Origin of the sequence: Pseudomonas palmensis, assembly GCF_017848315.1 — a bacterium.
GTDB classification, from domain to species: Bacteria; Pseudomonadota; Gammaproteobacteria; order Pseudomonadales; family Pseudomonadaceae; genus Aquipseudomonas; species Aquipseudomonas palmensis.
Genome location: NZ_JAFKEC010000099.1, coordinates 1 through 9380 on the forward strand (window position 1 = coordinate 1; position 9380 = coordinate 9380).

Sequence of the window (9380 nt, forward strand, 5' to 3'; positions counted from 1 at the left end):
CCGCCACCGCCACCGCCGCACCCGGACGACTGGTATCACCCCTGGGCCGCCGCTGCCGTGGTCGGTGCCACCACTGCCACGGCCATCGCCATCGGCACCCAGGTGGCCGAGGTACCGCCGGACTGCGTGTCGGTGGTCGCCAACGGTGTGGCCTACCAGCACTGCGGCGCCACCTGGTACCAGCCGCAGTACGTCGGCAGCAACGTGCAGTTCATCGTGGTGCCTGCGCCATGGTGAAACCACCCGACCCAAAGGAATGCCCATGAGCGCCCTCACCGACATCAATGCCCTGCACGCCGCCATCGCCGCCTCGGTGCTGGGCCAGGACCAGGTGATCCGCCAGATCCTGGTGGGCCTGCTGGCCAACGGGCACGTGCTGCTCGAGAGCCTGCCGGGCCTGGCCAAGACCCGCACGGTCAAGGCCCTGGCCCGGCACCTGGATGCACGCATGAGCCGCATCCAGTTCACCCCCGACCTGCTGCCCTCCGACATCACCGGCGCCGAGGTGCTGCAACAGGTCGAGGGCCAGCACCAGGTGCGCTTCCAGCCCGGCCCGCTGTTCGGCAACCTGATCCTGGCCGACGAGATCAACCGCGCCCCGGCCAAGGTGCAGGCGGCGCTGCTCGAAGCCATGGAGGAGCGCCAGATCACCGTGGCCGGCACCAGTCACAGGCTGCCCGACCTGTTCATGGTGATCGCCACCCAGAACCCCATCGAGCAGGAAGGCACCTACCCGCTGCCCGAGGCGCAGATGGACCGCTTCCTGATGAAGGTGCTGCTGGATTACCCCGCGCCGGCCGATGAAAGCCAGGTGTTGCAACTGCTGCGCCAGGAGGAACAGCGGGCGGCGGCCAAGGCGGCCAGCGACAGCTTCAGCCTCGGCCAGGAGGTGATCTTCCAGGCCCGCCGGGAAGTGGCGGCCATTCACGTGGCCCCGGCCATCGACAGCTACCTGATCGCACTGGTCAACGCCACCCGCCACCCCGCCGACTACGACGCCGACCTGGCGCGCTGGCTGCAGCTGGGCGCCAGCCCGCGCGGCGGCATCGGGCTGGACCGCTGCGCGCGCGCCGATGCCTGGTTGCAGGGCCAGGACTTCGTCTCGCCCGACAACGTGCGCGCCATGCTCCACCCGGTGCTGCGCCATCGCCTGCAACTGAGCTACGACGCGGTGGCCGACGGCGTGACCAGCAGCGAGGTACTCGACCGCCTGCTCGACAAGGTGGCCATCCCGGCCTGAGGACCGCATATGCCAGCACCGGCGCAGCAACCCGACGGGCACGTCTACGTATCGCTGGCGCAGCTGATGGCGCTGGCGTTCGATGCCCGTGGCCTGAGCTTTCTGGCGCGCCAGCCCAGGGCCAGCGTGCTGGCCGGCAGCCACGCCTCGCGCCTGCGCGGGCGCGGCCTGAACTTCGACGAGCTGCGCCGCTACCAGCCCGGCGACGACCTGCGCCATCTCGACTGCAGGGCCAGCCTGCGCACCGGCACGCCGGTGGTACGCACCTTCACCGAAGAACGCGACCGCCCGGTGCTGGTGGTGCTCGATCAGCGCATGTCGATGTTCTTCGGCTCGCAGGTCAGCTTCAAGTCGGCGCTGGCCGCGCAACTGGCCGCGCTGTGCGCGTGGATCGCGCTGGCGGCAGGCGACCGGGTCGGCGCCCTGCTGTTCGACGACACCCGCATCGAATACCTGGCGCCGCTGCGCAGCCGCAGCCGGGTCCAGGCGATCTGCGCCAGGGCCGCACAGTTCAACCAGGCGCTGTCGGCGGATGTACCCGATGGCGATGCTGCGCACGGCCTCGACACAGTCCTGCAGCGCTGCCTGGCGCTGGCCGCGCACGACTGCCTGATCTGCTTCATCAGCGACTTCGCCGGTGCCGGCGAACGCACCCTGCATCAGTTGCGCCAGTTGCGTACCCACAACGACGTGATCGCGTTGCAGGTCTACGACCCGCTGGCCCTCGACCTGCCACGCCAGGGGCGCCTGCTGGTGACCCAGGGCCAGTTGCAGGTGGAGCTGGCGGTGGAGCGGCGTCAGGTGCACAAACCCTTGAGCGAGTTTCTCAGTGGCCGCCTGCACGACGTGGCGCAGATGTTGCGCCGCAGCCAGGTGCCGCTGCTGATGTTCAGCACCGCCCTGCCTGCCGCCCAACAGCTGCGCATGGAACTGGGCAAGCTGCGCAGGCCACCGGCATGACCGCGCCAGTGCCCAGCGTCGACCAGCTCAAGGAGCTGGCGCTGCCGCCCGCCGTCAGCTACTGGCCACAAACCTGGGGCTGGGCGCTGCTGGCGGCATTGCTGCTGGCCGGGCTGGTGCTGTGGGCGGCGCTGCGCCTGCGCCGCTGGCAGCGCGACCGCTACCGCCGCCAAGCCCTGGCACGCCTGCGCCAGCTGGAACAGGCAATGGCAGATCAGACCCGGCGCGTGCAGGCCCTGCGCGAAGTGCCCGAGCTGCTCAAGCGCGTGGCACTGTCGATGCCCGAGGCTCCGGCCGTGGCCCCGCTGCATGCCGCCGACTGGCAGGCGTTTCTGGTGAGCCACTCACGTACCCCGCTGCCCGCCGACTTCGCCTGGCAACTGGCGCAGCTGGCCTATGCCCCCGACAGCCGCCTGCACGAAATCGATGCGTCAGCGCTGTTGGGCTACAGCCGCGCCTGGGTGGAGCATCATCATGTGGCAGCTTGATTACCCCTGGCTGTTGCTGATGCTGGCGCTGCCCTTGCTCGGCTACCGCTACCTGCCGCCCTATCAGGAAGCCCGCAGCGCCTTGCGTGTACCGTTCTTCGAGGCCATCAGCCAGGCCACCGGGCAGCGTCCGCGCCTGCCCGGCACCCGGGCCAATCGCTGGCAGCTGCTGTTGCACTGGCTGGTGTGGGCACTGCTGTGCCTGGCCGTGGCACGCCCGGTGCTGGTCGAGCCCCCCATCGAGCACCAGGCACCGGTACGCGACCTGATGCTGGCCATCGACATCTCCCAGTCGATGCAGACCGTCGACCTCAAGAACGCCGACGGCAAACCGGTTTCGCGCATCAGCGCGGTCAAGGCGGTGGTCGCCGACTTCATCGCCAGGCGCCAGCAGGACCGTCTCGGCCTGGTGGTGTTCGGCAGCGGCGCCTACGCCCAGGCACCGCTGACCCTGGACCACGCCAGCCTGTCGATCCTGCTGCAACAGACCGACGTCGGCATGGCCGGGCCCAACACCGCCATCGGCGATGCCATCGGCCTGAGCCTCAAGCTGCTGGAGCAGGCTCACGAGCCGCAGAAGGTGCTGATCCTGCTGACCGACGGCAACGACACCAGCAGCGCCATCACCCCCGCCCACGCCGCCCAGATCGCCGCGGCCCGCGGGGTGGTGATCCACACCATCGGTATCGGCGACCCGCAGGCCGAAGCCGAGGCCAAGGTCGACCTGCCGACCTTGCAGCAGATCGCCACCGCCACCGGCGGGCAGTTCTTCCGGGCCCAGGACCGCGATGCCCTGCAACAGGTGTACGCCACCCTCGACACGCTCACCCCGCACGCGGTGAAGACCTACAGCCACCAACCCAAGCGCGACCTGTTCTGGCTGCCGCTGGGCGCGGCCCTGTTGCTGCTGACGCTGTACCACCTGCTCGCCCTGGCGGCAGCGTGGTGGCGCAGGCGCCTGCCAGTGGAGGCGCCCGCGCATGGACATTGACCTGAACAACCTGCATTTTCTGCGCCCGCTGTGGCTGTGGCTCTGGCTGCCCGCCGTGCTGCTGGTGCTGGCCTGGCGCCGCCAGCGCGGCCAGGCGCTGAACGTGAGTATCGCCCCGCAACTGCTGGCGCACCTGCGCATGGACGGCCACGACCGGCACCGCATTCGCCCCATACACCTGCTGGCGGCCCTGCTCGCACTCGGCGCACTGGCCGCTGCCGGCCCCACCTGGGAGCAGGACCGCCCGCAGTTTCTCGACAACCGCGCGCCGTTGATCCTGGCCCTGGACCTGTCCGGCTCGATGGACGCCAACGACCTCTCGCCCACCCGTCTGGAGGCCGCCAAGCACAAGCTGCACAGCCTGGTGCAACGCCGCCAGGGCGCAGCCACCGGGCTGATCGCCTATGCCGGCAGCGCACACCTGGTGCTGCCCCCCACCCGCGACCCGGCGCTGCTCGACAGCTTCATCCAGGCGCTGGGCAGCGACCTGATCGAACAGCCTGGCAAGAACGTTTTGGCCGTGGTGGGGCTGGCCCGCCAACTGATCGCCGCCGAGCCCGGCCCCGCCACCCTGGTGCTGCTCACCGACGGTGCCGACACCACGCAACTGGCCTCGCTGGGCAAGGCCCTGGATGCCAGCCTGCTGCAGGTACTGGTGCTGGCAGTAGGCCGCAGCGATAGCGGCCTGGTCAGGGGCGCCGACGGTCAGCCGCGCACCGACAGCAACGGCCGGCCGCAACTGGGCCGCTTCGACAAGGCCGGCCTCGAACAGCTGGCCAGGGCGCTGGATGCACCACTGGGCAGCCTGACCCTCGACGATGACGACCTGGACTGGATCGAGGCCCATGCCCAGCAGCACTTCGCCGACGCCGACCCGGCCAGCCAGCAACTGCGCTGGAAAGACGCCGGCTACTGGCTGTGCTGGCCGTTGCTGCTGATCGCCCTGTTGTGCATCCGCCGCGGCTGGAGCCTGAACTGGAGCGCGTGCCTGCTGCTGGGCCTGGTGCTGGCCCCGGACGGGGCGCGCGCCAATGCCCTGGTGGATGCATTCATGACCCCCGACCAGCAGGGTCGCTGGGCCTTCGAACACCACCACCTGCCCGCCGCGGCGGCGCACTTTCAGGACCCTTACTGGAAGGGCATTGCCGCCTACCAAGGGGCCGACTACGACCTGGCGCTGGCCAGTTTCGCGCGCCTGCACACCGCACCGGCCTATTTCTACCTGGGCAATATCTACACCCGCCGCTTCAAGTTCGACCAGGCCATCGCCGCCTATCGCCAGGCACTGGCCCTGCAACCGGGGTTTGCCGAGGCCCAGGCCAACCTCGCCCTGGCCATCGCCCTGCAGAAGGACACCGAGTCGGCGCAGCAGAACGCCCCAGAGGTGCAGGCCGACCAGGTGGCCTTCGACAAGCCGGCCGGCAAGGGCCCGAGCAAGCAGGTGCAGACCCCGCAGGCGACCTCGGACGCCCTGTGGCTGCAGAACCTCACCACCTCGCCCGCGCAGTTTCTCAAGCGCAAGTTCAGCCTGCAGGACCAGGCTGCCAGGGGGGCGCCATGAGGCTTGTCGGCCTGCTCCTGGCCTGGCTGCTGTGCAGCTGTGCGCTTGCCGCCGACCCGCAGTTGCGGGTGCAGGCGCAACTGCTGGGGGGCGACAGCGTAGTGGTAGGTGAAACCGTGCAGTTGCAGCTGGACGTGCTCACCGACACCTGGTTCACCGGCGCCCCGCAGTTGCCGACGCTGAGCGTGCCCGGCGCACTGGTCACCCCGCCCGGCGACCAGGCCCAGCACCTGACCCTGAACCTGGACGGCAGCACCTGGTTCGGCATGCGCTACCTGTACCCGATCACCGTGCAGCAGGCCGGCACCCTGGACATTCCCGCACTGACCGTGACGGCCCGGCCGGGCAATGCCGCGGCCGCCCTGAGCGCCACCACGGCGGCGCTGCACCTGCGCGTACAACTGCCGGCCGGGGTCGAGCCGGGCCAGGCGGTGCTGGTGGCCAGCGCCCTGAGCCTGACCCAGCAGGTGAACCCGGCAAGCAGAACACTCAAGGTGGGTGACAGCCTTACCCGCAGCGTGACCCTGCAGGCCCAGGGCGCGCCGAGCCTGATGCTGCCGGTGACGGCGCTGCAGGCTGTGCCGGGCCTGAGCCTCTACCTCAAGACGCCCCAGGTGCAGGCCCTCGACGATGGCCGTGGCCACGTCGTGGGCGGCCAGCGCATCGACACCGCCAGCTACCGCATCGAGCAGCCCGGCAGCTACCAGTTGCCCGCCGTGCAGGTGCACTGGTGGAGCACCACCGACCAGGCCCTGCGTATCACAACGCTGCCCGCCGTGCCCTTCACCGCCAGCGCCGGCCCTGCCTACACCCCGGTGTTCTCGGTGGCCGACGATCTGCAGCGTCTTGGCCAGCAGGGCCGCCTGCACCTGTCGCGGCACTGGCTCGGCGCCGCTTTGGTGCTCGCGGCACTGGGCCTGGCGTGGCGGGTGTGGCGTAGCCGCGGGCCGACCTGGCTGGCCCGCTGGCGGCACTGGCAGGCCCGACGCCAGGCCCGTCGCCTCGCCTCTGCCGAGCATGCATGGCAACAGGTGCCCGTTGATCTGGCCAGGCATCCGCCGCAGCTCACTGCGCTATACCTGTGGTTCAGGCGCAGCCAGGGCAGCGTGCGCCTGGCCACGGCCGACGACACCACCCTGCTGGCGCTGCTGCGACGCTGCTACGGCGCAGACGGCGCAGACGGCGCGCCCGATACGCTGCTCGCTGCGCTCAAGGCCGAACTTGCACAGCTTCATGCACGGCATTCACCGCGCCAGCCTGCCGCGCCCGCGCGCCACGGCCTGCGCCCGCTCAATCCAATGCAGAACAGGGAGTCGCGATGAAATCCAGTCCGAGTGTTCGTGGGTGGCTGCTGCTGGTATTGCTGCTGCACTGGCCATTGTCGGCCCAGGCCGATGCGCCGCTGCCCTCATGGCATCAGGGCGCCGCCAGGGCCGCCCTTGTGCAGTTCGTCGAAAGCGTCACCCGCGAGGGCGACCCGCAGTTCGTGACCCCCGCGCAACGCATCGCGGTGTTCGACAACGACGGCACCCTGTGGAGCGAACAGCCCGCCTACTTCCAGGTGCTGTTCGCCTTCGACGAGATCCGCCGCATGGCCCCCGAGCACCCCGAGTGGAAGACCACCCAGCCGTTCAAGGCGGTGCTGGAAAACGACCAGAAGGCCCTGGCCGCCGCCGGCATGGACGGCCTGCTGAAAATCATCGGCGTGACCCATACCGGGGTCAGCACCGAAGCCTTCATCGGCCATGCCCGGGCCTGGCTGGCCAAGGCCCGTCACCCCACCCACCAGCGCCCCTACACCGAGATGATCTACCAGCCCATGCACGAGCTGCTCGACTACCTGCGCAGCCAGAGCTTCAAGGTGTACATCGTTTCCGGGGGCGACACCGCGTTCATGCGCGCCTTCGCCGACGAGGTGTACGGCGTGCCGCCCGAGCAGGTGATCGGCTCCAGCTTCGTCACCGAATACCAGCTGGTCGACGGCGTGCCGGCCCTGCTGCGTACCGCCAGGATCGCGCACAACGACGATGGCCCGGGCAAGCCCGAAAGCATCGACGCGATCATCGGGCGTCGGCCGATCCTGGCCTTCGGCAACTCCGACGGCGACCTGCAGATGCTGCAATGGACCGCCGCCGGCAAGGGCCCGCGCTTCATGGGCCTGGTGCACCACACCGACGCGAAACGTGAATGGGCCTACGACCGCGAGTCGCAGGTCGGACGGCTGGACAAGGCGCTGGACGAAGCGCGCCGCCAGCAATGGACAATCGTGGACATGGCGGCCGACTGGGCCCGGGTATTCCCGTTCGAGCCTGCCTCCACACCGCAATCGCAGTGACGCGGTAACGAGCAAAGCAGTGATGCAACCGACATGTCGCCTGCGGGCGGCTCGAATGGCGAAAGGGAGGCAAGTCAGATGACTCGCATACGCAGATGGGCACCGCAGCTCGCGCTGGTCGCGGCCACGGTGATGGGGCTCGCGACAGGGGCGGCAAGTGCCGCCGACAAGCCGAATATCCTGGTGATATTCGGCGACGACATCGGCCAGACCAATATCAGTGCCTACTCGATGGGGGTGGTCGGCTACCAGACCCCCAACATCGACCGCATTGCCAAGGAAGGCATGCTGTTCACCGACTACTACGCGGAAAACAGCTGCACCGCCGGCCGCTCCAGCTTCATCACCGGGCAGACGCCACTGCGCACCGGCCTGTCCAAGGTCGGCGCACCGGGGGCGCCGGTGGGCCTGCAGGACCGCGACATCACCATCGCCCAGGCACTCAAGTCGCTGGGCTACGCCACCGGGCAGTTCGGCAAGAACCACCTGGGCGACAAGGACGAGTACCTGCCGACCAAGCACGGCTTCGACGAGTTCTTCGGCAACCTCTACCACCTCAACGCCGAAGAGGAGCCCGAGCGCCCCTACTGGCCCAAGGACCCGAACGACCCCTACGTGAAGAACTTCAGCCCGCGCGGGGTGATCCACGCCTTCGCCGACGGCAAGATCGAGGACACCGGTTCGCTCAACAAGAAGCGCATGGAAACCATCGACGATGAAACCACCGGCGCGGCCGAGGAGTTCATCAAGAAGCAGGTGGCCGCCGACAAGCCGTTCTTCGTGTGGATGAACACCACGCGCATGCACGTGTACACCCATGTGCGCGACTCGATGAAGGGCCAGAGCGGCATGCCCGGCAACGAATACGCCGACGGCATGCTCGAGCACGATGGCGACGTGGGCAAGCTGCTCAAGACCCTCGACGACCTGAAGATCGCCGACAACACCATCGTGATTTACACCACCGACAACGGGCCCAACCAGTTCTCCTGGCCGGACGCGGCGACCACGCCGTTTCGCAGCGAGAAGGACTCCAACTGGGAAGGCGCCTTCCGCGTGCCGGCGATCATCCGCTGGCCGGGCAAGATCAAGGAAGGCACGGTGTCCAACGAGATGTTCTCGGGCCTGGACTGGTTCCCCACCCTGCTGGCGGCTGCCGGTGACACCGGCGTGAAGGACAAGCTGCTCAAGGGCTGGGCACCGACTGCCGGTGGCAAGAATTTCAAGGTGCACCTGGACGGCTACAACCAGCTGCCCTACCTCACCGGCCAGCAACCCAAGGGCGCACGTGACGAGTTCTACTACTTCAACGACGACGGCGACCTGGTGGCGATGCGCTTCGGCGACTGGAAGGCGGTGTTCTGCGAACAGCGTCGCCCCGGCGGCTTCGAAGTGTGGCAGGACCCCTTCGTGTGCCTGCGCGTGCCGAAGATCTTCAACCTGCGCATGGACCCGTATGAGCGCGCCGACGTGGTCTCTGACCAGTACAACGACTGGCTGGCGAAGAACGTCTACCTGACCGGCATCGCCACCATGAAGGCCTCGGTGTTTCTCGAAACCTTCATCGACTACCCACCCAGCCAGCACCCGGCCAGCTTCAGCGTCGACCAGGTGCGCAAGCAGGTGGACGCGAAGATCGAGGAGAAGATGAAGCAAGGCAAGCAATAGGCGGCAAGCTGCACACGGATGCCTCGTCCCTGACGGGGCATTTTGCCGACTGCGATACCCGCCCAACCCGCCAATCTGCTGCTAGGCTCAAGCACTGGTTGTCCCTCCCGCGAGGGCGTATTCCCAGCACTCACCAC

General features: G+C 68.6%; 8 protein-coding genes and 1 pseudogene. All 9 read left to right on the forward strand.

Translation table 11 applies throughout. From position 1 onward, the window contains the following. Positions 1-237 (forward strand): annotated as a pseudogene (locus tag JZZ72_RS27030) (hypothetical protein); the annotation flags it as partial. Positions 238-262: 25 nt separating this feature from the next. Then, entirely contained in the window at positions 263-1240 is a 978-nt protein-coding gene (locus JZZ72_RS27035) for an AAA family ATPase (protein WP_043859761.1), read from the forward strand. 9 nt (positions 1241-1249) lie between these two features. Then, positions 1250-2200: a DUF58 domain-containing protein gene (locus JZZ72_RS27040; RefSeq protein WP_043859762.1), complete on the forward strand. Its 951-nt coding sequence runs from the start codon at positions 1250-1252 to the stop codon at positions 2198-2200. Beyond that, positions 2197-2688 (forward strand): DUF4381 domain-containing protein, encoded by a 492-nt coding sequence (locus tag JZZ72_RS27045; protein WP_043859763.1) that lies wholly within the window; start codon positions 2197-2199, stop codon positions 2686-2688. Before JZZ72_RS27040 ends, JZZ72_RS27045 begins: the two co-directional genes overlap by 4 nt. Beyond that, positions 2675-3679 carry a vWA domain-containing protein gene (locus tag JZZ72_RS27050; protein ID WP_210015455.1) on the forward strand — a complete coding sequence of 335 codons (1005 nt, stop codon included), beginning with the start codon at positions 2675-2677 and terminating at the stop codon, positions 3677-3679. The genes JZZ72_RS27045 and JZZ72_RS27050 overlap by 14 nt, the downstream gene beginning before the upstream one ends. After that, entirely contained in the window at positions 3669-5240 is a 1572-nt protein-coding gene (locus JZZ72_RS27055) for a VWA domain-containing protein (protein WP_210015456.1), read from the forward strand. The genes JZZ72_RS27050 and JZZ72_RS27055 overlap by 11 nt, the downstream gene beginning before the upstream one ends. After that, positions 5237-6562, forward strand: a complete 1326-nt coding sequence (locus tag JZZ72_RS27060) for a BatD family protein (protein WP_078481932.1) — start codon at positions 5237-5239, stop codon at positions 6560-6562. Before JZZ72_RS27055 ends, JZZ72_RS27060 begins: the two co-directional genes overlap by 4 nt. Further along, the gene (locus JZZ72_RS27065) at positions 6559-7575 is read left to right on the forward strand and encodes an HAD family hydrolase (protein WP_078481931.1); all 1017 of its coding nucleotides are present in this window, start codon (positions 6559-6561) and stop codon (positions 7573-7575) included. Before JZZ72_RS27060 ends, JZZ72_RS27065 begins: the two co-directional genes overlap by 4 nt. A 78-nt stretch (positions 7576-7653) precedes the next feature. Further along, positions 7654-9243 carry an arylsulfatase gene (locus JZZ72_RS27070; protein WP_043859768.1) on the forward strand — a complete coding sequence of 530 codons (1590 nt, stop codon included), beginning with the start codon at positions 7654-7656 and terminating at the stop codon, positions 9241-9243. The last annotated feature ends 137 nt before the right edge of the window (positions 9244-9380 follow it).

Excerpts from the sequence above, each read along its gene's own strand:
- JZZ72_RS27045 (WP_043859763.1), top strand. The coding sequence starts at position 2,197 with ATGACCGCGCCAGTGCCCAGCGTCGACCAGCTCAAGGAGCTGGCGCTG.
- JZZ72_RS27035 (WP_043859761.1), top strand. The coding sequence starts at position 263 with ATGAGCGCCCTCACCGACATCAATGCCCTGCACGCCGCCATCGCCGCC.
- JZZ72_RS27070 (WP_043859768.1), top strand. The coding sequence starts at position 7,654 with ATGACTCGCATACGCAGATGGGCACCGCAGCTCGCGCTGGTCGCGGCC.
- JZZ72_RS27055 (WP_210015456.1), top strand. The coding sequence starts at position 3,669 with ATGGACATTGACCTGAACAACCTGCATTTTCTGCGCCCGCTGTGGCTG.
- JZZ72_RS27040 (WP_043859762.1), top strand. The coding sequence starts at position 1,250 with ATGCCAGCACCGGCGCAGCAACCCGACGGGCACGTCTACGTATCGCTG.
- JZZ72_RS27060 (WP_078481932.1), top strand. The coding sequence starts at position 5,237 with ATGAGGCTTGTCGGCCTGCTCCTGGCCTGGCTGCTGTGCAGCTGTGCG.
- JZZ72_RS27065 (WP_078481931.1), top strand. The coding sequence starts at position 6,559 with ATGAAATCCAGTCCGAGTGTTCGTGGGTGGCTGCTGCTGGTATTGCTG.
- JZZ72_RS27050 (WP_210015455.1), top strand. The coding sequence starts at position 2,675 with ATGTGGCAGCTTGATTACCCCTGGCTGTTGCTGATGCTGGCGCTGCCC.